Origin of the sequence: Pseudomonas sp. MD330_10 (assembly GCF_042610415.1) — a bacterium.
In the GTDB taxonomy this organism is placed as follows: domain Bacteria; phylum Pseudomonadota; class Gammaproteobacteria; order Pseudomonadales; family Pseudomonadaceae; genus Aquipseudomonas; species Aquipseudomonas rhodesiae.
This window is the reverse complement of the sequence record NZ_JBHGZU010000030.1, coordinates 1-25,024: the sequence shown is the minus strand read 5'-3', so window position 1 is coordinate 25,024 and position 25,024 is coordinate 1. Positions and strand designations below refer to the sequence as shown.

At 62.4% G+C, this 25,024-nt stretch carries 18 protein-coding genes and 2 pseudogenes; 9 read left to right on the top strand and 11 right to left on the bottom strand.

The genetic code is table 11. The features are described 5' to 3' along the window. Positions 1 to 162: 162 nt before the first annotated feature. The 4 genes from ACFZPT_RS26160 to xylA form a co-directional block, all read right to left on the bottom strand. Complete coding sequence (locus ACFZPT_RS26160; RefSeq protein ID WP_099312885.1) at positions 163 to 1,299, bottom strand: sugar ABC transporter permease; 1,137 nt, start codon at positions 1,297 to 1,299, stop codon at positions 163 to 165. Beyond that, entirely contained in the window at positions 1,300 to 2,856 is a 1,557-nt protein-coding gene (gene xylG / locus ACFZPT_RS26155) for a D-xylose ABC transporter ATP-binding protein (protein ID WP_034112977.1), read from the bottom strand. Further along, positions 2,853 to 3,854, bottom strand: a complete 1,002-nt coding sequence (gene xylF, locus ACFZPT_RS26150) for a D-xylose ABC transporter substrate-binding protein (RefSeq protein ID WP_034097344.1) — start codon at positions 3,852 to 3,854, stop codon at positions 2,853 to 2,855. Before xylF ends, xylG begins: the two co-directional genes overlap by 4 nt. A gap of 173 nt (positions 3,855 to 4,027) precedes the next feature. Further along, entirely contained in the window at positions 4,028 to 5,344 is a 1,317-nt protein-coding gene (gene xylA, locus ACFZPT_RS26145) for a xylose isomerase (RefSeq protein WP_099312884.1), read from the bottom strand. Between the two features lie 139 nt (positions 5,345 to 5,483). Here xylA and ACFZPT_RS26140 point away from each other — a divergent pair, with 139 nt between their 5' ends. Beyond that, positions 5,484 to 6,680 carry a DNA-binding transcriptional regulator gene (locus ACFZPT_RS26140; protein ID WP_047882526.1) on the top strand — a complete coding sequence of 399 codons (1,197 nt, stop codon included), beginning with the start codon at positions 5,484 to 5,486 and terminating at the stop codon, positions 6,678 to 6,680. 152 nt (positions 6,681 to 6,832) lie between these two features. Here ACFZPT_RS26140 and ACFZPT_RS26135 read toward each other — a convergent pair whose 3' ends face one another. From ACFZPT_RS26135 to ACFZPT_RS26120, 4 genes and pseudogenes are all read right to left on the bottom strand, one after another. Next, positions 6,833 to 9,241: a glucose/quinate/shikimate family membrane-bound PQQ-dependent dehydrogenase gene (locus tag ACFZPT_RS26135; RefSeq protein WP_099312882.1), complete on the bottom strand. Its 2,409-nt coding sequence runs from the start codon at positions 9,239 to 9,241 to the stop codon at positions 6,833 to 6,835. A 175-nt stretch (positions 9,242 to 9,416) separates the two neighbouring features. Next, positions 9,417 to 10,184: a methyl-accepting chemotaxis protein gene (locus ACFZPT_RS26130; protein ID WP_371264003.1), complete on the bottom strand. Its 768-nt coding sequence runs from the start codon at positions 10,182 to 10,184 to the stop codon at positions 9,417 to 9,419. Positions 10,185 to 10,277: 93 nt separating this feature from the next. Continuing rightward, a pseudogene (locus ACFZPT_RS26125) lies at positions 10,278 to 11,360 on the bottom strand (cache domain-containing protein); the annotation flags it as partial. Between the two features lie 144 nt (positions 11,361 to 11,504). Continuing rightward, entirely contained in the window at positions 11,505 to 12,395 is an 891-nt protein-coding gene (locus ACFZPT_RS26120; protein ID WP_034097352.1) for a bestrophin family protein, read from the bottom strand. A gap of 238 nt (positions 12,396 to 12,633) precedes the next feature. Between ACFZPT_RS26120 and ACFZPT_RS26115 the strand changes: the two genes are divergently transcribed. Further along, positions 12,634 to 13,092: a metallophosphoesterase family protein gene (locus tag ACFZPT_RS26115; protein ID WP_379555934.1), complete on the top strand. Its 459-nt coding sequence runs from the start codon at positions 12,634 to 12,636 to the stop codon at positions 13,090 to 13,092. Between the two features lie 6 nt (positions 13,093 to 13,098). Here the strand turns inward: ACFZPT_RS26115 and ACFZPT_RS26110 are convergent, their stop codons facing one another. Continuing rightward, positions 13,099 to 13,398, bottom strand: coding sequence for a helix-turn-helix transcriptional regulator (locus ACFZPT_RS26110; RefSeq protein WP_047882561.1), 300 nt, complete (start codon positions 13,396 to 13,398; stop codon positions 13,099 to 13,101). Between the two features lie 90 nt (positions 13,399 to 13,488). Between ACFZPT_RS26110 and ACFZPT_RS26105 the strand changes: the two genes are divergently transcribed. After that, entirely contained in the window at positions 13,489 to 14,580 is a 1,092-nt protein-coding gene (locus ACFZPT_RS26105; protein WP_099312881.1) for an NADH:flavin oxidoreductase/NADH oxidase, read from the top strand. A 194-nt stretch (positions 14,581 to 14,774) separates the two neighbouring features. Continuing rightward, a complete protein-coding gene (locus ACFZPT_RS26100; RefSeq protein WP_184316666.1) occupies positions 14,775 to 16,910 on the top strand; it encodes a TonB-dependent siderophore receptor in 2,136 nt (711 codons plus the stop codon). Between the two features lie 359 nt (positions 16,911 to 17,269). Here ACFZPT_RS26100 and ACFZPT_RS26095 read toward each other — a convergent pair whose 3' ends face one another. Continuing rightward, entirely contained in the window at positions 17,270 to 17,992 is a 723-nt protein-coding gene (locus tag ACFZPT_RS26095) for a FadR/GntR family transcriptional regulator (RefSeq protein ID WP_034096881.1), read from the bottom strand. Between the two features lie 48 nt (positions 17,993 to 18,040). Next, positions 18,041 to 19,777, bottom strand: coding sequence for an IlvD/Edd family dehydratase (locus ACFZPT_RS26090; RefSeq protein ID WP_099312879.1), 1,737 nt, complete (start codon positions 19,775 to 19,777; stop codon positions 18,041 to 18,043). A 194-nt stretch (positions 19,778 to 19,971) separates the two neighbouring features. Between ACFZPT_RS26090 and ACFZPT_RS26085 the strand changes: the two genes are divergently transcribed. The 5 genes and pseudogenes from ACFZPT_RS26085 to ACFZPT_RS26065 all read left to right on the top strand — a co-directional run. Next, positions 19,972 to 21,294 (top strand): MFS transporter, encoded by a 1,323-nt coding sequence (locus tag ACFZPT_RS26085; protein ID WP_034096883.1) that lies wholly within the window; start codon positions 19,972 to 19,974, stop codon positions 21,292 to 21,294. A 16-nt stretch (positions 21,295 to 21,310) separates the two neighbouring features. Further along, on the top strand, positions 21,311 to 22,303 hold the full coding sequence (araD1, locus tag ACFZPT_RS26080) for an AraD1 family protein (RefSeq protein ID WP_099312878.1): 993 nt from the start codon (positions 21,311 to 21,313) through the stop codon (positions 22,301 to 22,303). Positions 22,304 to 22,313: 10 nt separating this feature from the next. Beyond that, complete coding sequence (locus ACFZPT_RS26075; protein WP_099312877.1) at positions 22,314 to 23,894, top strand: aldehyde dehydrogenase (NADP(+)); 1,581 nt, start codon at positions 22,314 to 22,316, stop codon at positions 23,892 to 23,894. Between the two features lie 27 nt (positions 23,895 to 23,921). Further along, entirely contained in the window at positions 23,922 to 24,785 is an 864-nt protein-coding gene (locus tag ACFZPT_RS26070) for an SMP-30/gluconolactonase/LRE family protein (RefSeq protein ID WP_099312876.1), read from the top strand. 36 nt (positions 24,786 to 24,821) lie between these two features. Then, positions 24,822 to 25,024: pseudogene (locus ACFZPT_RS26065) on the top strand (arabinose ABC transporter substrate-binding protein); the annotation flags it as partial.

Sequence of the window (25,024 nt, the reverse complement as noted above, 5' to 3'; positions counted from 1 at the left end):
TGAACTGCGTCGTGTACTTGCTCATGAAAAAGCCCCAAGAGTTGGATAGGTGTCCAACTTTTGGGGCGCACTTCAGATCAGCTAACAATAATTTGGCTGACCCACTGCTATCGGGGGCAAGCCCCCTCCCACAGGCGTTATGGGGTGCCGGTGAGAATGGCTTTAACGCCGACCCGCCCGCGTACTCACATCCACCCACACCGCCAACACCAAAATGCTGCCTTTCACAATCATCTGCCAGTAACTGTCCACGTCCAGCATCGACATGCCGTTGTCCAGGCTGGTAATCACCAGCGCCCCCAGCAATGCGCCATATACCGTGCCGGAGCCGCCGCGCATTGATGTGCCGCCGATAAAGCAGGCGGCGATGGCGTCCAATTCGCCCATATTGCCCGCCGACGGTGAGCCCGCCGCCAAACGTGCGGTGTTGACCAGGCCGGCGAAGGCGCACATGACGCCCATGATGCCGAAGATCCACAATTTGACCGCCTGCACGTTGATGCCCGACAGCCGCGTGGCTTCCATGTTGCTGCCCACCGCATACACGCGGCGGCCAAATACGGTCTGGCTGGTGACGTAGCTGAACACGCCGAGCAGCACCAGTAACAGCAACACCGGCACGGGAATGCCGTCGTAGCTGTTGAGGGTGGTAACGAACCCGGCCAGCACTGCGCCGATCACCACCACCCGCAGCACGTCGCGCATCAATGAGTGCGCGGCCAGCCCATGCAGTGCGCGGTTGCGTCGTTGTTTCCAGGTCAAGAAGAGTGTGAGGGCAAACAGCAAAAGCCCAAGCCCAACCCCCACGGTATGCGGCAGATAGCCCTGGCCCACGTACACCAGCGATGGTGACACTGGCGCGATGGTGGTGCCGCCGGTGATCCCCAGCAGAACCCCGCGAAACGCCAGCATGCCGCCCAAGCCGACGATAAACGACGGGATGCGCAGGTAGGCCGTCATATAGCCGTTGGCCAGGCCGATCATCAGGCCGCACAGCGCCACCAGGCTCACATTGGCCAGCAGCGGAATGTGGTAGACCACGTCCAGGATCGCCGCCAGCCCACCCAGCAAGCCCAACAATGAACCCACCGACAAGTCGATCTCGCCGCTGATAATCACCAGCACCATGCCGCAGGCCAGGATGCCGGTGATGGACATCTGCCGCAGCAGGTTGGACAGGTTACGCGGCGTGAGGAAGCCGCCCTCGGTCTGCCAGCTGAAAAACAGCCAGATCACCGCCACGGCAATCACCAGGGCGAGCATTTTGTAGCGGGTGAACAGCTGTTTGACCTGATTCATCTACGCGGTTTTCCGATTGTTATTGTTTTGGCTGAGCGCTGCGGCGAGGACCTGTTCCTGGGTGAGCCCCTGGTTGATGAAGTCGCCGCGCAACTGACCGTCGCCGATTACCAGCACGCGGTCGGACACCCCCAGCACTTCGGCCAGTTCCGAGGACACCATGATGATCGCCACGCCTTCGGCGGCCAGCGCCCCCATCAGCTTGTAGATTTCATACTTGGCGCCCACGTCCACCCCGCGCGTGGGCTCGTCGAGGATCAGCACTTTGGGCTGGGTCATCAGCATTTTCGCCAGCACGGCTTTTTGCTGATTGCCGCCGGACAGGCTGGTGATCGGCAAAAACGGGCTGGCGGTCTTGAGGTGCATGCGCGTGATTTGCCGGTCGATACTGCCCAGCTCAGCCTCGGCGTCGATGCGGGTCAGGTGCGCGTAGGTGTCGAGCACCGCCAAGGTGATGTTCTGGCCCACGCCGAGGTCGGGGATGATGCCTTGGCGCTTGCGATCTTCGGGCACCATGCACAACCCGGCGCGGATCGATTTGAGCGGCGTGCGCGTATCGATCAGCTCGCCGTCCAGCCATACTTCGGCGCTGTAGCGGCCGGGGTAGGCACCGAACAGGGCTGACACCAGTTCGGTACGCCCGGCGCCCACCAGCCCGGCAATACCGAGGATTTCCCCACGCTTGAGCACGAAGGAAATGTCGTCGACGCGTTTGCGCTTGGGGTTGTCGACGTCGTAGCAGGTCACGTGGCGCGCCTCGAACATCACCTCGCCGACGTCATGGGGCTCGGTGGGGTAGAGGTTGCTCATCTCGCGGCCGACCATCTGGGTGATGATGCGCGGGATGTCCATATCGGCCATGGCCGTGGTCGCGATGTGCTTGCCGTCGCGGATCACCGTGATGGTGTCGCACACCGCCGCCACTTCATCGAGTTTGTGGGAGATGTAGACGCAGGCCACCCCCTTGGCCTTGAGGTCGCGGATGATGTCCAGCAGCACCTCGATTTCCGAGCGGGTCAGGGCCGAAGAGGGTTCGTCGAGAATCAACAAGCGCGCCTGTTTGTTCAGGGCCTTGGCGATTTCCACCAGTTGCTGGTAACCGCCGCCGTACTGCGACACCGGCAGCGCCACGTTGATGTCCGGCACCTTGAGTTCACGCATCAAGGCTTCGGCGCGGTGCAGCATCGCCGGGTAGTTCATGCGTCCACCCGGCAAGGTCAGCTCGTGCCCCATAAAGATGTTTTCGGCCACTGACAGATCAGGCACCAGGGTCAACTCCTGGTGGATGATCACAATGCCGGCGGCCTCGGTTTCGCTGATGGACTGCGCCTTGAGCGGCTGCCCATCCCAGAGGATTTCCCCCTCCCAGGTGCCGTGGGGATAGACCGCCGACAGCACCTTCATCAAGGTAGATTTACCGGCACCGTTCTCGCCGCACAGGCCGACACATTCCCCCGGCCGCACCTTGATGTCGATACCGTTCAGCGCGTGGACACCGCCAAAGGTTTTGACGATGCCGTTCATTTGCAGCAGGTAGTCGGCAGCCATGGCGGTCATTGCCCGCCGATCTGCTCTTTGGTGTAGAAACCGTCCTTCTCCAGCAGGTCGATATTGGCCTTGGTCAGTGGAGTGGGCGTGAGCAGGATGGTGTCGACCTTCTTGCTGCCGTTGTCGTATTGCGAGCTGTAGGTGGGCTTCTCGTTACGCGCCAGTTGCACCGAGAGCTTGGCCGCTTCGGTGGCGATCAGCTTGAGGGGCTTGTACACGGTCATGGTCTGGGTGCCGTCGATCACGCGTTTGACGGCGGCGAGGTCGGCGTCCTGGCCGGAGATCGGCACCTTGCCCGCCAGCTTCTGCGCGGCCAGGGCCTGGATCGCACCGCCGGCGGTAGCGTCGTTGGAGGCGACAATCGCGTCGATTTTGTTGTTGTTCCGGGTCAGGGCGTTTTCGACGATGCTCAGGGCTTCGGTGGGGTTCCATTCCTTGACCCATTGCTGGCCGACTACCTTGATATCGCCCTTGTCGATGGCCGGTTGCAACACCTTCATCTGGCCTTCGCGCAGCACCTTGGCGTTGTTATCGGTAGGCGCGCCGCCGAGCAGGAAGTAATTACCCTTGGGCGCCGCCTGCAGCACGCCGCTGGCCTGCATCTCGCCGACTTTTTCGTTATCGAAGGAGATGTAGGCGTCGATGTCGGCGTTGAGGATCAGACGGTCATAGGACACCACCTTGATCCCGGCCTTCTTGGCTTCGGCGACCGCGTTGGTCAGCACCGTGGCGTTGAACGGCACGATCACGATCACATCGACGCCACGGGAAATCAGGTTCTCGATCTGGGAAATCTGCTTTTGCTCGTTGGCATCGGCGGACTGCACAAAGACTTTGGCATCGAGTTTTTCCGCTGCTGCCACGAAATAATCGCGGTCGCGGGACCAGCGCTCCAGGCGCAGGTCATCGATGGAAAAGCCAATTTTCGGATGGGCCGGGTCGGCCATCACCGGCAGGGCGAGCAGGGCCAGGGCGGTGGCGAGCAGGGTACGTTTGAATGACTTCATGGTGGTGCGTCCTTTTATTGTTGTTGGAAAGACACTGGGTGAAGACTTTAGGCGAACACTATAGGTGTGGCTAACCGGCGTGTTGTGGTAAGCCGGGATTCTGTGGTGAACAGGACTTTTGTGGTGAATGCGCTTGTGAGGGGCTCACCACAATAAGCCCGCTCACCACTCTGTCACCGATAAATAAACCGGTTGACCACCCCCTCCAGCATCTCTTGCCGACCACTCACGGCCTGCGGGTTCAGCCCGTGGGCAAACGCATGTTCGGCCAGGGATTCCAGGCTGAACTCACCGGCCAGCACGGCTTGGCCCAACGGCTGTTGCCAGCCTGCGTAGCGTTGGTCCTTGAACTGCTGCAACCGATCGTTCTGCACCATGGCCGCCGCACGTTCCAGCGCCAGGGCCAGTACATCCATGGCGCCGACATGGCCGTGGAACAGGTCGATTTCGTCGAGGCTTTGGCGGCGTACCTTGGAGTCAAAGTTATAACCGCCGTTCTTGAAGCCGCCAGCCTTGAGGATTTCATAGGTGGCCAGGGTCATTTCCTCGACGCTGTTGGGGAACTGGTCGGTGTCCCAGCCGTTCTGCGGGTCGCCACGGTTGGCGTCGATGCTGCCGAAGATGCCGAGGGACACGGCGGTGGCGATTTCATGGTGGAAACTGTGCCCGGCCAGGGTCGCATGGTTGGCTTCGATATTGACCTTGATCTCATGCTCCAGGCCGTATTCGTGCAGGAAGCCGAACACCGTGGCGCTGTCGTAATCGTATTGATGCTTGGTCGGCTCCTGGGGCTTGGGCTCGATCAGCAGGTCGCCCTTGAAGCCGATCTTGTGCTTGTGCTCCACCACCATGCGCATAAAGCGCCCGAGTTGTTCGCGCTCGCGCTTGAGGTCGGTGTTGAGCAAGCTTTCATAGCCTTCGCGACCGCCCCACAGCACATAGTTGGCGCCCTTGAGCCGCAGGGTGGCGTTCATCGCGCTGAATACCTGGGCGGCGGCGCAGGCGAATACTTCCGGGTCAGGGTTGGTGGCCGCGCCGGCGGCGAAGCGCGGGTGGCTGAAGCAATTGGCGGTGCCCCACAGCAGCTTGATGCCGATCAGTTCCTGATGGCGCTCCAACTGATCGACCATCTGCGCAAAGTGTTCGCGGTACTCCTTGAGCGAACTGCCCTCGGGGGCTACGTCGGTGTCGTGGAAACTGTAGTAATCGATGCCCAGCTTGGAGAAGAACTCAAACGCGGCGTCGGCCTTGCCCATGGCCACTTCCATCGGGTCGCCGCTGCGCTGCCACGGGCGCTTGAAGGTGCCGACGCCGAACATGTCCGCACCGGGCCAGACAAACGTATGCCAATAACAAGCCGCCATGCGCAGGTGCTCGCGCATCGGTTTGCCGAGGATCAGTTTGTTGGCATCGTAGTGGCGAAAGGCGAGGGGGGTATCGCTGTCGGGACCTTCGAAGCGAACCTTCTCGACACCGGGGAAGTACGTCATGGCGTGTTCCTTATTGTTCTGGGCGGTGTCTGGATACTAGCAACGGCACCTGGCTCGCTAATTATGAAAATCACCAAGCGATGGTGCGATTTTGAGTGGCGGGGGCTACCCTGTGGCGACTGGCCTGAGGACAACAACAATGAAAACCCTACCGCCCGTGCACCGCATTGCCTTGCTATTCAACGGCAGCAAAATCTACGACCGTGGCATCATCGCCGGCATCGGTAATTACCTGAGCAGCACCCGCGCATCCTGGGATTTGTTCCTGGAGGAAGACTTTCTGTGCCGGCTCAAAGGCATCGAGCGCTGGCAAGGCGACGGCATCATCGCTGACTTCGATGACCCGCTGATCGGCGAGGCCCTGGCCCACAGCAAGTTGCCGTTGGTGGCGGTGGGCGGTTCTTATGAGGATGCAAGCGCCTATCCCAAGGGTATTCCCTACGTGGCCACCGACAACCATGGGTTGATGAAGCTGGCCTACGAGCACCTGATCGAGGCCGGCTTGACCCGCTTTGCCTGTTTCAGCCTGCCACCGGCCCAGGCCAATCGCTGGGCCCAGGAGCGGGAAAAAGCCTTTCGCCGCTTGATGCAACGCGATGGCCTGAACGTCGAGGTGTATCGCGGCCTGGGCACCAGCGCGCCATTGTGGGACAGCGCGGTGGAACAGCAGATTGCTTGGTTACAGAGCCTGCCCAAGCCCATCGGCATCATCGCCGTCACCGACGCCCGCGCTCGGCAACTGCTGCAAGCTTGCCTCACCGCCGGTATTGCGGTGCCGGAAGAAGTGGCGCTGATCGGCATCGACAACGACCCGCTGACCCGCACCCTCACGCGGGTGCCGCTGAGTTCGGTAATCCAGGGCACGGAAACCATGGGCCGCACGGCCGCCGCGCTTCTTCATCAGATGCTGCACGGCAAACCTTGCGCCGGTACGCAGATTCTGGTGCCTCCGGAGGCAATCAACGTGCAGGCCTCCAGCTTGCATCAGCCTTTGGGCAATCCGTACGTGATGCAGGCGCTGCTGTTTATCCGCCAATACGCCTGCCAGGGCATCAAGACCGCACAAGTGGCGGCCTATGTCGGCGTGTCGCGTTCATCCCTGGAGTCGCACTTTCGCAAGGAGCGCGGGTGCAGCGTGCATGACGAGATCTTGCGCTTCAAACTCGCCGCCGCCGCCAAAGGCCTGGCAAGCCACGAACGGGCGATTGCCGACGTGGCGGCGCAATGCGGCTTCACATCGGCGCAGTACCTGCACACCGTGTTTCGCCGTGAATTTGGCTGTACCCCGCGGGAGTACCAGCGAGGCGAGGAGTGTGCGTTGCCCGTGCCTGATTAGGGCCTGACATACGCTGCTGAACCTGTGTGGGAGGGGAGCTTGCCCTAATGCCAGTCGCTCTACTCAGTATTAACTGAAAAAACCGGCTCAAAATGTGGGAGGGGGCAAGCCCCCTCCCACATGTTCAAGCAGTGCCGGAGCGCACGCAGGCGTTATGGCAAGGCGTAGGCGATCACATAGTCGCCCCGGTCGGTGGACTGGCGCGCGCCGCCGGCAGTCACCACGACGTATTGCTTGCCGGTTTTCGGCGACACGTAGGTCATCGGGCCGCCCTGGCTGCCGACGGGCAGGCGGGCTTTCCAAATTTCGTCACCGTTGCCGCTGTTGAAGGCGCGCAGGTAGAAGTCCTGGGTGCCGGCGATAAAGATCAGGCCGCCCTGGGTCGACAGCGTGCCGCCGAGCGTCGGCAGGCCGATCTTGATCGGCAGGTGCATACGGATGCCCAGCGGACCGGTGTCTTCCACGGTGCCCACCGGCACTTGCCAGGCGATTTTCTGCGTTTTCATATCGATGGCGGTCAGGGTGCCGAACGGCGGCGCCTGACAGGGGATACCAGCCACCGACAGGAAGCGGTTTTTGTTCACCGCATACGGCGTGCCCTTGAGCGGTACCGCGCCCATGCCGGTGTTCAGCGCTTCGCCACCGGAGGCGGCCTGGGCCTTGTTCTGCGACGGGATCATCTGGATCCACAGGCCCAGGCGCATGTCGTTGACGAAGATAAAACCATGCACCGGGTCGGTGGAAAGACTGCCCCAGTTCATGCCGCCCAGGGAACCGGGAAAGCTCAGGGATTTATCCGTGCCCGGCGCGGTGTACAGGCCGTCGTAGCGCATGCCCTTGAAGTCGATGCGGCACAGCAACTGGTCATATGGGGTGGCGCCCCACATGTCCGATTCCCTCAGGGTTTGCGCGCCGATCTGCGGCATGCCCACGGATTTGGGCTGGGTTGGCGAATAGGGTTCGTTGAGGATATTGGCGGCCTTGACCGGCACGTCCTTGACCTCGGTCAGCGGCTTACCGGTGGCGCGGTCGAGCACGTAGATTTGCCCGGCCTTGGTGCCGATGACCACGGCAGGCACGGCCTTGTCGCTGCCCGGCGGGGTGAAGTCGATCAGGCTCGGCTGCATCGGCAGGTCGAAGTCCCACAGGTCGTTGTGGACGGTTTGGTACACCCACTTTTCGGCCCCGGTGGAGGCGTCCAGCGCCAGCACGGACGCGCCGTATTTATGGTTGAGCGCGGTGCGCTCCACGCCATAGATGTCGGTGGACGAACTGCCCATCGGCAGAAAGACCGTGTTCATCTGCGGGTCGTAGGACATCGGCGCCCAACTGTTGGGCGTGCTGCGCACATAAGTGCTGCCAGCGGCCGGCGCTTGTTTGTCGTCGGGGTTGCCCGGGTCGAAGGCCCAGCGCATGTGCCCACTGATTACGTCGAAACCACGGATCACGCCGCCGGGCATATCGGTCTGCACGTTATCGGCGACGCGGCCACCGACCACTACGGTGGTCCCGGCGATCAGCGGGGCGGAGGACAGTTGGTAGTAACTGTCCGGCACATTGCCGAGGCCGGCTTTGAGGTCCACCTGGCCATGGGTGCCGAAGCCTTCGCAGAACTGGCCGGTGTCGGCATCCACGGCAATCAGGCGCGCATCGATGGTGTTGGTCAGCAAACGGCGCTGGCACTGCGCACCGGCTGGAACGCTGGCGGCGATGATCGGCGAGCTGTTGGGTTGGGTCGGCTGGGCGATGGGCGCGCTGGCGTCGAAATAAGCCAGGCCCCGGCATCGTTGCCAGACTGCCGACTGCGCGTTGATCTGGTTTTTCCACAGCTCTTTGCCGGTGTCGGCGTCCAGGGCGATCAGGTTGTTGTGGGGCGTGCAGATAAACACCTTGTTGCCGATCTGCAGGGGTGTCAGTTGGTCTTCGGCACCGTTGCCGTCGCTGATGGCCACATCGCCTGTGCGATAGGTCCAGGCCACTTTGAGCTTGTCGATGTTGTCGCGGTTGATCTGATCCAGGGCGGCAAAGCGGCTGCCGCCCTCAGTGTTGCCGTAGTGCGCCCAGTCTTTCTGCGCCTCGGCCGGCACCACCGGCGTGACACCCGGGCCCGCACCCGTTGGCGCCACGCTCGGGTGCGCGACAAACATATTGCCCGCCGCCACCGCCACGCCTACCGCCAATACCGCCGCGACACCATACGCGCCGCGTGCCGGCTTGCTGGCCAGCAGCGGATACGCCAGCGCCACCACCAGGCCGATCACTGCGAACATGAACAATCGCGAAAACAGCGGCCAGAACACCAGCCCCACCTCTGCCACCGCCCACACGGCAGTGCCGATCAGAAACGCGGCGAACAGCCACGCGCCGGCCGGTTTGCGACGGGCAATCAACAGGCCGGCAACCGCCATGGCCACACCGCCCAGCAGGAAATACCAAGAGCCACCGAGGCTGACCAGTTTGGCGCCGCCGACGGCCAGCGCAAGGCCGAGCAGGGCGATGATCACGCCCAGGCCCAGCAGGAAGAATCTAGAGACGCCAGCGGCGCGCGATGCTCGTTTCATGTCGAAAGGACTCGAGTGAGAGAGGGCAGAGGCGCAATGTTAGCAAGACAAGTAACTAGTTAGTACATTTTTGCTTGGCAGTTGAATTTAATGGCCATTGCGAGGGCTCGGGCATGAAAAAGCCGCTTGTTCCGTCAGAAACAAGCGGCTTTATTGATCGCCTTCGGTGCTTTGGCTAGAACTTGAAGCGACCCACCAAGCCTTTGAGCTGAGCGGAAATATCGGTCAAACGGCCCGAGCCGGTCTGTGCCGAGTGTGCGAAGCCTTCGACCAGTTGCGCATCGGCATGGATCTGCGCGATGTGGCGGTTGATCTCTTCGGCGACTTGGTGCTGCTCTTCGGCGGCGGTGGCGATCTGGGTGTTCTGGTCGCGGATCGAGTCCACCGAGCCGCGGATCTTGTCGAAGCTGTCGCGGGCCTGCTGGATGCGTTCCACGCTGGTATGGGACACCAACAGGCTGCCTTGCATCTGCTGCGTGACTTCCTGGGTGCGGCGGGCGAGGTTGCCCAGCAGGCTGTCGATCTCGCCGGTGGAGTCGGCGGTGCGGCGGGCGAGGGCGCGGACTTCGTCGGCGACCACGGCAAAACCGCGGCCCTGATCGCCGGCCCGGGCGGCTTCGATGGCGGCGTTGAGCGCCAGCAGGTTGGTCTGTTCGGCAATCGAGCGGATGGTATCCAGGATGGTGTTGATGTTTTTACTGTCCTGCTCCAACTGCTGCATGGTCTGGGTCGACTTCTGCAAGTCTTCACTGAGCCGCAACACGCTGCCGGTGGCTTCGCCGATATGTTGCTGGCCGTCATGCACGTCGCGGTAGCCTTCGTCGGCGCTGGAAGCGGCGGCGCTGCAAGAGCGTGCGACTTCGTTGGCGGTGGCCACCATCTCGTTGAACGCGGTGCTCACCAGTTCCACTGCTTCGCGCTGGCGCCCGGCGGCCTGGTTCATATTGTTGGCCACTTCGCTGGTGTCGGCGGCGGCGCTCTGCAGATCGGAGGATGCGTTACCGATGCGCTGCACCAGTTGCGCGATCATGCCCAGGAACTGGTTGAACCAGCCGGCCAGGGTGGCAGTTTCGTCTTTGCCCTGCACCTTGAGTTGACGGGTAAGGTCGCCTTCACCTTCGGCGATTTCCTGCAGGCCGTCGGCCACGCCGCGAATCGGCCGCACGATGACGCTGGCAAAACTGGCACCGACAATGGCGAACACCACTGCCAGGGCTGCGGCGATGGCGGCGATCAACCAGGTCAGGCTGGTGGCGCCGGCCATCACTTCGTCGCGCTTGATCAGGCCGATAAAGCGCCAGCCCAGGTCTTTGGAACTGACCACGTTGGCCATATAGGCCACGCCGTCGATGTCGATCTGGGTCACGCCGTCGCCGCGTTTGGCCAATTCGGCGTAGTTGGGGCCCAAGTCGGCCAGAGGCTTGAAGTTGTGCTTGGCATCGCTGGGGTCCACCAGCACGTTGCCGTTGCCTTCCACCAGCATCAGGTAACCGCTGTCACCGAGCTTGATGTTCTTGACCAGTTCGGTCAGTTGCTTGAGCGACACGTCCAGGCCGACCACGCCCAGCACATTGCCGCTGGCATCGGCCACGGTATGCACGGTGCCGATCAGCACCACGTCGTCCGGCGCCCAGTAGTACGCGCCGGTGCGCACCGTGGTGCCAGGCGCGGCAACCGCTGCCTTGTACCAGGGGCGTACGCGCGGGTCGTAGTTGGTCAGCTTGGCGTCGTCGGGCCAGCTGGCGTAGCCACCGTCGGCGAGGCCGAGGGACAGGTAGGCCGTGGTGGGATGGCTCTTGGCGAATTGATCGAAGATCGCCAGCAGCTCTTTATTGGTTGGGGTCAGCGGGATTTGCGCAGCGTCGGCACTGGCATAGCTCTTGAGGTCTTTGGCCGCGACTACGCGCGGGTCCTTGGCCACGTACTCGACGTTCTGGCTGATGCCGTCGAAGAACTGCTTCATGCCATTGTCGATCTGGCGGATTTCCCGTCCGCTGCTGTCGAGGAAATTGGCTTGGGCCCCCTCGCGCAGGTTCAACACTACCAGTACCGCTACCAGGATGACCGGCACGCACGCGATAGCCGCGAACGCCCAGGTCAGCTTCTGCTTGATATTCATGACTTTCACCCGCGGGTATTTATAGTTTTGGCAAGGCAAACAGTAGTGCTGAGCGTCGCAGGGGTTGTTATGAAGGGTGGGTCCTTGCGTACGTACCCTCTTTATCGACCGAGAGGGCACGCACTTTAGGGCAAGCAGGTGGGTTCAGCCGATCAAATTGTCGGCCAGGGTGTCGCGGCGCATCGATTGCAGGTTTTTCTCGATGGTTTCGCAGATGGCTTCCATCTGGATTTGGTGTTCGCTGGAGCGGAACGGGCTTTGCAGGTCGGTGCCGATGCGTTCGATAGCCAGCAGCATAAAGCCCACCACCGTGGAGGCCAGCGGGGTAAACCAGCCCAGGGATTCCACCAGGCCCACCGGTACGATCAGGCAGAACAGGGTGATAAACAGGCGCGGGAAATACACGTAGGGGTAGGGCAGCGGCGTGTTGGCGATACGCTCCATGCCGCCTTGGGCGTTGGACAGGTCCACCAGGGTCGACTCCAGCCGCGCCAGGCGAATGCTGTCCAGATGCCCGGCCTTGTATTCGCGGGCCAGCAACGCCGCCGAACCGGTAAGGATGTCATTGGCGAAATTATTGGTCGCACCGTTGCGCGCAAACTCATCGGCAGGGATGAACGCACGCACTTCATCGGGGCACGGCTGGCCCCGCAGGTGCGCGGCCAGGCAATTCACATAGGCCACATGCCGGCGCAACAGCGTGGATTTGATTGGGTTGACCTCACTGCCCGGGTCGTCCAGCAGGGTCAGCACCTGGCGCGCAAAGCTGCGCGAATTATTGACCATCGCCCCCCACAACGTGCGGGCCTCCCACCAACGGTTATAGGCGCTGCTGTTGCGAAAACTGATCAACACCACGAGTGCCGAGCCCAGCAGGGTCAGGGGCATCAGCGGCAGGTTGATCTTGGCTGTGAGAAACAGCATGAAGTCCACCGTCACGGCGACGTCCCACAGCAACAGCCAGAACAATGACCAGCCGACGTAGCCCATGGTCTTGATGACCAGGCGGTACTTTTTGATGATGGCGGCTTTCAAATGACAACCTCGCGGCGAACGGTAAGCAACAGTGCCTTAGCTCGGACGCCGACGAGCCCGTTAGGTTCGCCGCAACCTGAAACGTTTAAGCCGCCGGGCGCAACAATTTTGGCAGCGATGGCAGCAGGTTTGAGATCACGGCCTGGCTGAATGTGTGGCACGCCTGCTCACTTGTAGGCCTCTAAGAGTCGTGTAGATACCTATGTATCCTGAGTCAAACCTTCGAGAGTGAGCCCCTATGAAGATCGGCGTAATTTCCGATACCCACGGCCTTCTTCGGCCCGAAGCTGTGGCGGCCCTGCAAGGTTGTGAGCAGATCGTCCATGCGGGCGACATTGGCAGTGCCGACATTATCGAGCAACTGGCCGGCATCGCGCCGCTGCATGTGGTGCGTGGCAACAATGATCAGGATGCGCCATGGGCATGCCAGGTGCCTGATCATCTGCACGCTACGCTCAACGGCTGCCCAACTTTGCTGGTGCATGACGTCGCCGATGTCCCGGCATTGCTCACGCCTCACACGCGCCTGGTGATCACCGGGCATTCGCATAAACCGTTGATCCAGTGGCGCGGTGAAATCCTGTATGTAAACCCAGGCAGCGCGGGGCGCCGGCGTTTCAAGTTACCGGTGACGCTGGCGCTGCTTGAAATAGACGAGGGCACTATCGACGCTCGCTTGGTGTCACTGCTGGAGTGAAGCGGCTTATTGCTGGGCAAGAATGGACGCGAGCAAACCAGGAAAGCGGCTTTCAAGCTCATCCCTGCGTAACGAGTTCATATGGGTGGTGCCCACGCTGCGGGTATTCACCAGGCCGGCGTCGCGCAGCACGCGGAAGTGGTGGGACATGCTCGACTTGGGCCGCCCGCCATCCAGTTCGCCGCAGGTGGCTTCTGGCACGCCGGCCAGGCATCGGACGATCTCCAGGCGCACCGGATCACTCAGGGCGTAGAGCACGCGTTCGAGTGTGAGGTCTTGTAGGGGAGGGTGTTTGAAGGCTCGCATGAAACGAATCATAACAGGGGGGTATCGCTGAATACTATTGTTCGATTACCATCGAACTATCGAATCAGTCACCTGCTCTTGGAGTTTACGATGTCCGCTCTATTCGAACCCTTTACCCTTAAAGACGTCACCCTGCGCAATCGCATCGCTATTCCTCCAATGTGCCAATACATGGCCGAAGACGGCATCGTCAACGATTGGCACCATGTTCACCTGGCAGGCATGGCGCGCGGCGGTGCGGGACTTTTGGTAGTGGAAGCCACCGCAGTGGCCCCGGAAGGCCGTATCACCCCAGGCTGTGCCGGCATCTGGAGCGATGCCCACGCCGAAGCTTTTGTGCCCATGGTCAAAGCCATCAAGGCCGCAGGTTCGGTGCCAGGTATCCAGATCGCCCACGCCGGACGTAAGGCCAGCGCCAATCGCCCGTGGGAAGGCGATGACCATATCCCTGCTTCCGACGCCCGCAGTTGGGAAACCATCGCGCCGTCTGCGATTGCGTTCGGTGCCAACCTGCCCAACGTGCCGCGCGCCATGACCCTGGAGGACATTGCCCGGGTCAAACAGGACTTCGTCGATGCCGCGCGCCGTGCCCGCGACGCCGGTTTCGAGTGGATCGAACTGCACTTCGCCCACGGCTACCTGGGCCAGAGTTTCTTCTCGGAACATTCCAACCAGCGCACCGACGCCTACGGCGGCAGCTTCGACAATCGTAGCCGCTTCCTCCTGGAAACCCTGGCCGCTGTGCGTGAAGTCTGGCCGGAAAACCTGCCGCTGACCGCGCGTTTTGGCGTGATCGAGTACGACGGCCGTGACGAGCAGACCCTCACCGAATCCATCGAACTGGCGCGTCGTTTCAAGGCCGGCGGCCTGGACTTGCTGAGCGTCAGCGTCGGTTTCACCATTCCGGACGCCAACATTCCGTGGGGCCCGGCTTTCATGGGGCCGATTGCCGAACGTGTGCGGCGGGAAGCCGGCATACCGGTGACCTCCGCGTGGGGCTTCGGCACCCCGCAACTGGCTGAAGGCGCGTTGCAGGCCGGTCAGCTGGACCTGGTGTCGGTGGGGCGCGCGCACCTGGCCGACCCCCATTGGGCGTATTTCGCCGCCAAAGCATTAGGCGTGGAGAAATCCGCCTGGACCTTGCCGGCGCCTTATGCGCATTGGCTTGAGCGCTATCGCTAAGGTCCTGGCGAGGTAATGGAAGCCACTCAATCGAGTGGCTTTTTTACGTCCGGCCATTGAGTTGATACACAGCGGATACACGAAAAATAACGAATGAGAACAGATATCAAACACGAATGACTTGATATACCATTCGCGGCGAATTCTTGGCAGGTTTGCCGTCCCATCTGGCTCATTCACTAGGCTGATCACCCATGCGTCGTACGCTGATTTCCCTGTGTGTCCTTCAGGCGTTTTCCCCTTTTACCTGGGCGCAGGAGGTCACCACGCCATCCGCCAGCCTTGAGTTACAAGCGACCACGGTCACCGGCGAAGGGGATTACGAGACGGCGCAAGGTCCCGTCAAGGGCTACCACGCCACGCGTTCGGCCAGTGCGACGCGCACCGACACCGCCATCCACGAAACCCCGCAGTCCATCAGCGTGGTGTCCAAGGACGTGGTCGAAGACCTCGGCGCAACGCGCCTGCAAGATGCTCTCGACTACGCCGGCGGCGTAGGCCGCGCCAACAACTTCGGCGGGCAGGGCCTCACCACGTTTACCGTGCGCGGCTTCACCACCGGCGAGTTCTACCGTAACGGCTTCCCGATCAACCGTGGCTACCCGAACATGCCGGACGCTAACACCATCGAGCGCCTGGAAGTGCTGCGCGGCCCGGCCACCATGCTGTACGGCCGTGGCGATCCGGGCGGCACCTTCAATGTCGTGTCCAAGCAACCGCTGGCCGAACGCACGGTGACCCTCGGCAGCCAGTTGAACGACCAGGGCATGCAGCGCGGCACGCTGGACGCCTCCGGCCCGCTGGACGAAGAAGGCCGCCTGGCCTATCGCCTGAACGTGGTGGGCGAGGGCGGCGACACCTTCCGCGATCATGTGTCGACCGAGCGCTACGGCGTCACCCCGGTCCTTACCTGGCAGGCCAGCGATGACACCAAGGTGATCTTCGAAGGCGATTTCATGCGCAATAACCATCCGCTGGACCGTGGCCTGACGCGTTTCGCCAACCAGGCCGGCACGCCGTCCCGCGACACGTTCTGGGGTGACAAGGACGTGGGCAAGCTGCACAACGATAACAACATGGCCCAGCTGCGTTTCGAGCATATGCTCAACGACAGCTGGACGTTGGGGGGTGGGTTTCAGTGGTTGGATGGGACGTTGCAGGGCAATGCCATCGAGGCTAACGGCCCCGGTAGCCTGAGCGCCGACGGCCGCACGCTGCAACGCAACTTCAACTACCGCAAGCTGGAATGGACCGATAAGGACTACCAGCTCAACCTGACCGGGCACTTCTCCACCGGCGGCTTCGATCACACCTTGCTGACCGGCATCGAGTACGAGGACTACGACTACCAGTCGATCATCCAGCGCTCCAGCGCCGCCGCCGGCACCTACCCCATCGATATCTTCAATCCGGTCTACGGCCAGACACGCCCGCCGCTGACGCGCACGCCGACCCACGACAAAGAAAACCTCAAGACCTACGCGGCTTTCGTGCAGGACCAGGTGTCGCTGACCGAGCGCTTGAAAGTCCTGGCTGGTGCGCGTTTCGAGCGGTTCGAGCACGACTACGAAAGTTATGTGACGGGTGTCAAACCGTGGCAGGCCGCGGACAACGCCGTGACTCCACGGCTGGGTGTGATCTACGACCTGACCGACACCGTCGCCGTCTACGCCGACGCCGCGCGCTCGTTCAAGCCCAACACCGGTGCCAGCCGTGAAGGCGGAGGTTTCGCGCCGGAGAAAGGCAAGTCCTACGAAGTGGGCATCAAGTGGGAGGCCCTGGACCGTCAGTTGAGCGTTGACGCGGCGGTCTATCAGATCGAGAAGAAGAACGTGCTCACCACTGATCCCGTGGATTCCACCTTCAGCGTCGCCGCTGGCCAGGTCCGCAGTCGCGGTTTCGACCTTAACGTTGCCGGCAATCTCACCCCCGAATGGCGCGTGATCGGCGGCTATGCCTATGTGGACGCCGAAGTCACCCGGGACAATACCTTGCGCAGTGGCACGCGCTTGCTGAATATCCCGCGTAACAGCTTCAGCCTGCTCAACGTCTACGAATTCCAAGACGGCGCACTAAAGGGCCTGGGCCTTGGCGCCGGCGGTAAATACGTCGATGAACGCGCGGGCCAGACCGCCAACAGCGCGTTTTCCATGGGCGCCTACACCGTCGTCGACCTGCTCAGCTACTACAAGGTCAACGACAAGATCCGTCTTAACCTGGACGTGAAGAACCTGTTCAACCGCGAGTACGAAGAGGGTGCGTTCGGCAATATCTACGCGTACCCCGGCGCGCCGCGTACGGTGCAGGTCGGCATTGCCTACACCTTGTAACGCCGTCTTGTCGGCTTGCAATGGCATAGGGGCGTAACCAGATAGTTGGAGCTAAGTGTGGGAGCGGGCTTGCTGGGTTGAGGCTTGCTGTGGTGAGCGGGCTTGCCCCGCGCTGGGCTGCGAAGCGGCCCCATTCCAGGCGATGTGGTTTAGCTGACACACCGAGGTGCCTGGGTTTGGGGCTGCTTCGCAGCCCAGCGCGGGGCAAGCCCGCTCACCACAGAGTTATTTCAGCCTTAAAACCTGTGTAGGGATCTATGGCTATCGGGGCCAAATGCACCGAGTTGCCGGGTGGTGGCCCAGAGGAATTTAACTGTGGGAGGGGGCAAGCCCCCTCCCACCTGTCCTTTCACTTGGCTTTAGAGCGGGGTGAGTACATTCATCACCGTATCCAACGCCACCCGCGTGTCATCCAACTGCACCAGCGACGCATGCCGCGCGCCGAGGGCATCGCGGTTCTGGATGGCGGTGAGGATGGCTTTATGCCGAGGCAGGCTCAGGCCCTGGATGTCGGGGCGGCGGTTGGTGATGTTGATCGATTCGCGCAACGGCAGCGACAGCATGTTGCACATATATGCCAGCAGGTCGTTGCGGGTGGCGTCGGCGATGGCGCGGTGGAAGTCCAGGTCGGCCTGTAGCAGCTGTTCGTGGGTCTGCGCGGTTTCCATGCCGTGGTAGGCCTTTTCGATGATGGCGATGTCATCGTCGGTGGCGGTGGTCGCGGCCATGGCGGCGATTTCCGGTTCGAGGATGCGCCGCACACCGGCCAGGGTGTTGAAAAACTCGCTATGGGGCGTGGACTGCATCAACCAGGACAGCACGTCCGGGTCGAGCAGGTGCCATTTGAGCCGTGGCCGCACCACCGCACCCACCCGTGGTTTGGAGTACACCAGGCCCTTGGCACTGAGCACGCGGGTCGCCTCGCGCAACACCGAACGGCTGACCTTGTACTCCTCGCAGAGCGTGGCCTCCATGGGCAGGCGTTCTTCTGGCTTGAAGCGACCGGAAACGATGTGCATGCCCAAGTCCTGGACGATCTGGGCATGCATGCTCTTGCGCGGCTTGGACGGCTGGTGATCCATAACGGGCGGGATGCTCTGGCTTAAATTCGCGGCATCATAGCATCCCAATTAGTGGGAATGCCGTGGGACTTCCGCCCCGCGGCAACCCACCAGAAAGTCAAAGTCGCAGCCTTGGTCCGCTTGCAGCACATGGTTGATGTATAGCTGGCGATAGCCGCCGACGATCAGGTCCTGTGGCGGCTTGAGGTCGGCCATGCGCGCCGCCAGCTCGGCGTCGGAAATGTCCAGGTGCAAGCGGCCGTTGGCGCAGTCCAGCTCGATCCAGTCACCTTCCTGCACCGTGGCCAAGGGCCCGCCGGCGGCAGCTTCCGGTGCCACATGCAGCACCACGGTGCCGTAGGCCGTGCCGCTCATGCGCGCATCGGAAATGCGCACCATATCGGTCACGCCCTGGGCCAGCAGCTTGGCCGGCAGGCCCATATTGCCGACTTCGGCCATGCCTGGGTAACCCTTGGGCCCGCAGTTTTTCATGACCAGGATCGAGTTGGCGTCCACCTCCAGCTCCGGGTCGTTGATGCGCGCCTTGTACATGTCGAAGTTCTCGAACACCACCGCACGGCCGCGATGCTGCATCAATTCCGGGCTGGCCGCCGACGGCTTGAGAACTGCACCGAGCGGCGCCAGGTTGCCGCGCAGCACGCAGATGCCGCCGTCGGCGCGGATCGGGTTGTCCAGGGTGCGGATCACTTCGTCCTGGCCGTAGATCGGCGAATCCTGGGTGTTTTCGCCCAGGGTCTTGCCGTTGACGGTCAGCGCGTTCGGGTGTGGGATCAGGTTGGCTTCGCCCAGGCGACGCAGCACCGCAGGCAGGCCGCCGGCGTAGTAGAACTCTTCCATCAGGAAACGCCCGGAGGGCTGCAAGTCCACGATAGTCGGCATACCGCGACCGATGCGGGTCCAGTCGTCCAGTTCAAGGTCCACGCCGATACGCCCGGCAATGGCTTTAAGGTGGATCACCGCGTTGGTCGAGCCGCCGATGGCCGCGTTGACCCGGATCGCGTTTTCAAAGGCTTCTTTGGTGAGGATCTTCGACAGGCGCAGGTCTTCACGCACCATCTCCACCGCACGCATGCCCGACATATGCGCCAGTACATAACGGCGCGCATCCACTGCGGGAATCGCGGCGTTGTGCGGCAGGGAAGTGCCGAGGGCTTCCGCCATGCAGGCCATGGTCGAGGCGGTGCCCATGGTGTTGCAGGTGCCCGCCGAACGGGACATACCGCCCTCGGCCGCGAGGAAATCATCCAGGGTGATGGTGCCGGCCTTGACCTGCTCACTCAGTTGCCACACCACCGTGCCCGAACCAATGTCCTGGCCCTTGTGCTTACCGTTGAGCATCGGCCCGCCCGTCACCACGATCGCCGGTACGTCGCAACTGGCGGCGCCCATCAGCAGGGCCGGGGTGGTCTTGTCGCAGCCGGTCAGCAGCACCACGCCGTCGATGGGGTTGCCGCGAATGGCTTCTTCTACATCCATGCTCGCCAGGTTGCGGGTGAGCATGGCGGTAGGGCGCAGGTTCGACTCGCCGTTGGAAAACACCGGGAATTCCACCGGGAAGCCACCGGCCTCGATCACCCCACGTTTGACGTGCTCGGCGATCTGACGGAAGTGCGCGTTGCACGGAGTCAGCTCCGACCAGGTGTTGCAGATACCGATGATCGGCTTGCCATGGAACTGGTGGTCGGCGATGCCCTGGTTCTTCATCCAGCTGCGGTACATGAAGCCGTTCTTATCGGCAGTACCGAACCACTGGGCGGAGCGTAGGCCGGACTTTTTATCAGACATGATCGATTTCTCTTATTGTATGACTATATGTTCTCTATGCGGCTAAACATAAGCGCAAAATCTTCCATTTGGAAGTGTTGTTTCGTAAATAGTACTACTATATAGTCGATCTCAACTGAGGTGTGGCCCTGGCGAGTTATCGCGAGAGGCGTCGCCCGAGCTTCTATAAAAACAACAATCGGAGATCGACCCCCATGAGCCAGGAACTGCGGCTTATTCGGCGCATCACGCTGAAACTGATTCCCTTCCTGATCCTGCTGTACCTGATCGCCTACGTGGACCGTTCCGCCGTGGGTTTCGCCAAGCTGCACATGGGCGCCGATGTCGGCATCGGTGACGCCGCCTATGGCCTGGGCGCGGGCCTGTTCTTTATCGGCTACTTCCTGTTCGAGATTCCCAGCAACCTGATGCTCGACCGCTTCGGCGCCCGGCGCTGGTTCGCGCGGATCATGATCACCTGGGGCACCATCACCATCGGCATGGCTTTTGTGCAGGGGCCGCACAGCTTCTATGTGATGCGTTTTCTGCTCGGCGCGGCGGAAGCCGGGTTCTTTCCCGGCGTGCTGTACTACATCACCCAATGGTTCCCGGTGCGCCATCGCGGCAAGATCCTCGGCCTGTTTATCCTTTCCCAACCCATTGCCATGATGATCACCGGCCCGGTGTCCGGCGGCCTGCTGGGCATGGACGGCATCCTCGGTCTGCATGGCTGGCAGTGGCTGTTCATCGTGATCGGCACCCCGGCGATCCTGCTGACCTGGCCGGTGCTGCGCTGGCTGCCGGACGGCCCCAAACAGGTCAAATGGATGAGCGAGGACGAGAAAGCCTGGCTCACCGGCGAGCTGGCCAAAGATCTGCAGGCCTACGGCCAGACCCGTCATGGCAACCCGCTGCATGCCCTCAAGGACAAGCGCGTGCTGTTGCTGGCGCTGTTCTACCTGCCGGTGACCCTGAGCATCTATGGCCTGGGCCTGTGGCTGCCGACCCTGATCAAACAGTTCGGCGGCACGGACCTGGTTACCGGCTTTATCTCGGCCGTGCCGTATATCTTCGGCATCATCGGCCTGCTGATCATCCCGCGCAGTTCCGACCGTTTGAATGATCGCTACGGCCACCTTGCCGTGCTGTATGTACTGGGTGCCACCGGCCTGTTCTTCAGCGCCTGGCTCGGCGCGCCGGTGCTGCAGATGGCGGCGTTGTGCCTGGCGGCGTTCGCGATGTTTTCCTGCACCGCAGTGTTCTGGACCTTGCCGGGGCGTTTCTTCGCCGGCGCCAGTGCGGCGGCGGGCATTGCCCTGATCAACTCGGTGGGCAACCTGGGCGGTTATATCGGTCCGTTCGTGATCGGCGCGCTCAAGGAGTACACCGGCAACCTGGCCTCGGGCCTGTATTTCCTGTCCGGCGTGATGCTGTTCGGCCTGGTGTTGACCGGCGTGGTCTACCGCGTGCTGGAGCGCAAACATGTGCTACCGGCCGACCAGTTCGCCGCCAGCGCCCGTGGTGCCACCCGTACTTAATTCAAGGAGAAAGCTGATGCGTTTAGTGCAGTTCGAACTCAATAACGGCGAGCGCCGGGTCGGCGTTGTCGATGGCGCCCGGTTACGCGAAGTGCAGGGTGCCGGCAGCGTGCGCGAACTGGCGCTGGCCGCCATCGAAGCCGGGGCTTCATTGCAGCAGCAGGTCGACAGCCTGGGCTTGGGCGACAGCCATGACTACGCCGCGTTGCTCGCCGAACAGAAGATCCTGCCGCCGCTGGACCATCCGGACCCGGCCCATATGCTGATCAGCGGCACCGGCCTGACCCACCTGGGCAGCGCCGCCGCTCGCGACAAAATGCACCAACAGGCCGGCGACGAAGCCACGTTGACCGACACCATGCGCATCTTCAAATGGGGCGTGGAGGGCGGCAAGCCCGCCGTCGGTCAGGCGGGCGTGCAACCGGAATGGTTCTACAAAGGCGACGGCAGCATCGTGGTGCGCCCTGGCCAGGCGTTCCCGGTGCCACCCTTTGCCGAAGACGCCGGCGAAGAGCCGGAGATCGGCGGCCTGTACGTCATCGGCCACGACCGCAAGCCGTATCGTCTGGGTTTTGCGGTGGGCAACGAGTTCTCCGACCATGTCATGGAGCGCAAGAATTACCTGTACCTGGCCCACTCCAAACTGCGCAGTTGCAGCTATGGCCCGGAACTGCGCGTGGGTGAATTGCCCCAGCACCTGGCCGGTACCAGCCGCCTGCTGCGCGACGGCCAGGTGATCTGGGAAAACGAATTCCTCAGCGGCGAGGCCAACATGTGCCACAGCCTGGAAAACCTTGAGTACCACCACTTCAAGTACAGTCAGTTCCTCACGCCGGGCGATGTGCATATTCATTTCTTCGGCACCGCCACGCTGTCATTCGCCGACGGTATACGTACCCAACCGGGGGATGTGTTCGAGATCAGCCAGGCCGAGTTCGGCGCGCCGCTGATCAACAGTGTCGGCCAGGCCGATGCGGTATTCGAACCCGGCAACGTCGTCACCCTTTAAGGAGAGCACCATGACCCAGTTTATCGGCCACAACTACATCGGCGGCCAGCGCAGCGCCCAGGGCAGCACCAAGCTGCACAGCGTCGACGCGGCCACCGGCGAAACCTTGCCTCAGGTTTTCTTCCAGGCCACCTCGCAAGAGGTCGACGCCGCCGCCCAGGCCGCCGCCGCCGCGTACCCGGCGTACCGCGCCTTGAGCGCCGCGCGCCGTGCGCAGTTCCTCGACGCGATTGCCGACGAACTGGATGCCCTGAGTGATCATTTCGTCGAGTTGGTGTGCCGCGAAACCGCGCTGCCGGCCGCCCGCATCAAAGGCGAACGCGGTCGCACCAGCGGCCAGATGCGCCTGTTCGCCACCGTGCTGCGGCGCGGTGACTTCTACGGCGCGCGCATCGACAAAGCCCTGCCGGACCGCCAACCACTGCCGCGTCCGGACCTGCGTCAATACCGCATCGGCCTCGGCCCGGTGGCGGTGTTCGGTGCAAGCAACTTCCCACTGGCGTTCTCCACAGCCGGCGGCGACACCGCAGCCGCGCTGGCGGCCGGGTGCCCTGTGGTGTTCAAGGCCCACAGCGGGCATATGGCGACGGCCGAATGCGTGGCCGATGCGATCATCCGCGCGGCCGAGGCCACCGAGATGCCCGCCGGCGTGTTCAATATGATCTTCGGCGGCGGCGTCGGTGAAGCGTTGGTCAAGCACCCGGCGATCCAGGCGGTGGGCTTTACCGGCTCGCTCAAAGGCGGTCGCGCCCTGTGCGACATGGCGGCGGCGCGCCCGCAACCGATCCCAGTGTTTGCCGAGATGTCGAGCATCAACCCGGTGATCGTGCTGCCCCAGGCCCTACAGGCACGGGCAGACACCGTGGCCCGCGACCTGACCGCCTCGGTGGTGCAAGGCTGCGGCCAGTTCTGCACCAACCCAGGCCTGGTGATCGGGATCGCCTCGCCCGAATTCAGCGCATTCACCCAGCAAGTGGCGCAGTTGATCGGCGAGCAACCGGCGCAAACCATGCTCAACGCCGGCACTTTGAGCAGCTATGGAAAGGGCCTGGAAAAACTCCTCGCGCACCCTGGTATCCAGCACCTGGCGGGCAATGCCCAATCCGGCAATCAGGCCCAGCCGCAGCTGTTCAAGGCTGACGCCAGTTTATTGATCAACGGCGATGAGGCACTGCAGGAAGAAGTCTTCGGCCCCACCACGGTGTTTGTCGAAGTCGCCGATCAGGCCCAGCTCAGCGCCGCATTGCAAGGCCTGCATGGGCAACTGACGGCGACGCTTATCGGCGAGCCGGGCGACTTGCAGCAGTTCGCCGAACTTACGCCACTGCTGGAGCAGAAGGTCGGGCGCATTCTGCTCAACGGCTACCCGACCGGGGTGGAGGTCTGCGATTCGATGGTGCATGGCGGTCCGTACCCAGCGACCTCCGATGCCCGTGGCACTTCGGTCGGCACCCTGGCCATCGACCGCTTCCTGCGTCCGGTGTGTTTCCAGAACTACCCTGACAGCCTGCTGCCCGATGCGCTGAAAAATGCCAACCCGCTGCGTATCCAGCGCTTGGTGGACGGCACGCCGTCGCGCGATCCGCTGTAAACACCCAACCCGCGTCCAGGAGGCTATATGTCGTTGAGCGCAGTGACCGCACACCGTGCGCAGTTGGGGGAGGGCCCGTTCTGGGACGGTCCGACCCAGGCGTTGTATTGGGTGGATATCGCCGGCAAACAGGCGCTGCGCCTGATGGATGGGCAACTGCGCATGTGGCGGATGCCCGAGCATGTCTCGGCGTTCATCCCCTGCGAACGCGGCGATGCGCTGGTGACCTTGAGCAGTGGCGTCTACCGCCTGGACCTGGCCACCGAGGCCCTGACCCTGCTGTGCCAGGCCGATCCGCACCCCGGCAACCGTGGCAATGAAGCGCGTTGCGATGCCCAGGGGCGGCTGTGGTTGGGCACCATGCAGAACAACATCGGCGAGCAGGGTGAGGACCTGCCGATCACGCGGCGCTCCGGCGGCCTGTTCCGCGTGGACGCCGACGCCACGGTCACGCCATTGCTGCAAGGGTTGGGTATTCCCAATACCTTGCTGTGGAGCGACGACGGCAGCCAGGTGCACTTCGGTGACAGCCTGGACGGCACGCTTTACCGGCACGGCATTTCGGCCAATGGCCATCTGGAGTCGCCCACGCTGTGGTTCGGTCCGCATCCGCGTGGCGGGCCGGACGGCTCGGCGATGGACGCCGACGGTTATATCTGGAACGCCCGCTGGGACGGCGGTTGCTTGCTGCGGCTGACGCCCACGGGCGAGGTGGATCGAGTCATCGAGCTGCCGGTCAGCCGCCCCACCAGTTGCGTTTTTGGTGGGCCCGAACTCACCACTCTGTTTATTACCAGTGCGGCCAGTCCTCTGGATCACCCCTTGGACGGTGCCGTGCTGGCTATCAATGTCGATGTACCTGGCAAACCTTGCCATCGCTTTGCCGGTTAACCCAAGCGCTAACAACAATAACAAGGAGTCACCCGTATGAATCGTCGTCGTGGTATCCGTTCCCTGTGCTGCGCCGCTGTGGCGGTATCGGCCATGAGCTTGAGCGGGCTGGTGCTGGCCGCTGATACAGTCAAAATCGGCTTCCTGGTCAAACAAGCCGAAGAACCTTGGTTTCAGACCGAGTGGGCCTTCGCTGAAAAAGCCGCCAAGGACAAGGGGTTTGAGTTGATCAAGATCGC

Bases quoted from the DNA above. Each gene is read 5' to 3' on its own strand.
- xylF (WP_034097344.1), bottom strand. From the start codon at position 3,854: ATGAAGTCATTCAAACGTACCCTGCTCGCCACCGCCCTGGCCCTGCTC.
- ACFZPT_RS26070 (WP_099312876.1), top strand. From the start codon at position 23,922: ATGTCGTTGAGCGCAGTGACCGCACACCGTGCGCAGTTGGGGGAGGGC.
- ACFZPT_RS26110 (WP_047882561.1), bottom strand. From the start codon at position 13,398: ATGCGAGCCTTCAAACACCCTCCCCTACAAGACCTCACACTCGAACGC.
- ACFZPT_RS26090 (WP_099312879.1), bottom strand. From the start codon at position 19,777: ATGTCTGATAAAAAGTCCGGCCTACGCTCCGCCCAGTGGTTCGGTACT.
- ACFZPT_RS26085 (WP_034096883.1), top strand. From the start codon at position 19,972: ATGAGCCAGGAACTGCGGCTTATTCGGCGCATCACGCTGAAACTGATT.
- ACFZPT_RS26095 (WP_034096881.1), bottom strand. From the start codon at position 17,992: ATGGATCACCAGCCGTCCAAGCCGCGCAAGAGCATGCATGCCCAGATC.
- ACFZPT_RS26140 (WP_047882526.1), top strand. From the start codon at position 5,484: ATGAAAACCCTACCGCCCGTGCACCGCATTGCCTTGCTATTCAACGGC.
- ACFZPT_RS26115 (WP_379555934.1), top strand. From the start codon at position 12,634: ATGAAGATCGGCGTAATTTCCGATACCCACGGCCTTCTTCGGCCCGAA.
- ACFZPT_RS26135 (WP_099312882.1), bottom strand. From the start codon at position 9,241: ATGAAACGAGCATCGCGCGCCGCTGGCGTCTCTAGATTCTTCCTGCTG.
- ACFZPT_RS26105 (WP_099312881.1), top strand. From the start codon at position 13,489: ATGTCCGCTCTATTCGAACCCTTTACCCTTAAAGACGTCACCCTGCGC.
- ACFZPT_RS26130 (WP_371264003.1), bottom strand. From the start codon at position 10,184: ATGAACCAGGCCGCCGGGCGCCAGCGCGAAGCAGTGGAACTGGTGAGC.
- xylA (WP_099312884.1), bottom strand. From the start codon at position 5,344: ATGACGTACTTCCCCGGTGTCGAGAAGGTTCGCTTCGAAGGTCCCGAC.
- ACFZPT_RS26160 (WP_099312885.1), bottom strand. From the start codon at position 1,299: ATGAATCAGGTCAAACAGCTGTTCACCCGCTACAAAATGCTCGCCCTG.
- ACFZPT_RS26075 (WP_099312877.1), top strand. From the start codon at position 22,314: ATGACCCAGTTTATCGGCCACAACTACATCGGCGGCCAGCGCAGCGCC.
- xylG (WP_034112977.1), bottom strand. From the start codon at position 2,856: ATGACCGCCATGGCTGCCGACTACCTGCTGCAAATGAACGGCATCGTC.
- araD1 (WP_099312878.1), top strand. From the start codon at position 21,311: ATGCGTTTAGTGCAGTTCGAACTCAATAACGGCGAGCGCCGGGTCGGC.
- ACFZPT_RS26100 (WP_184316666.1), top strand. From the start codon at position 14,775: ATGCGTCGTACGCTGATTTCCCTGTGTGTCCTTCAGGCGTTTTCCCCT.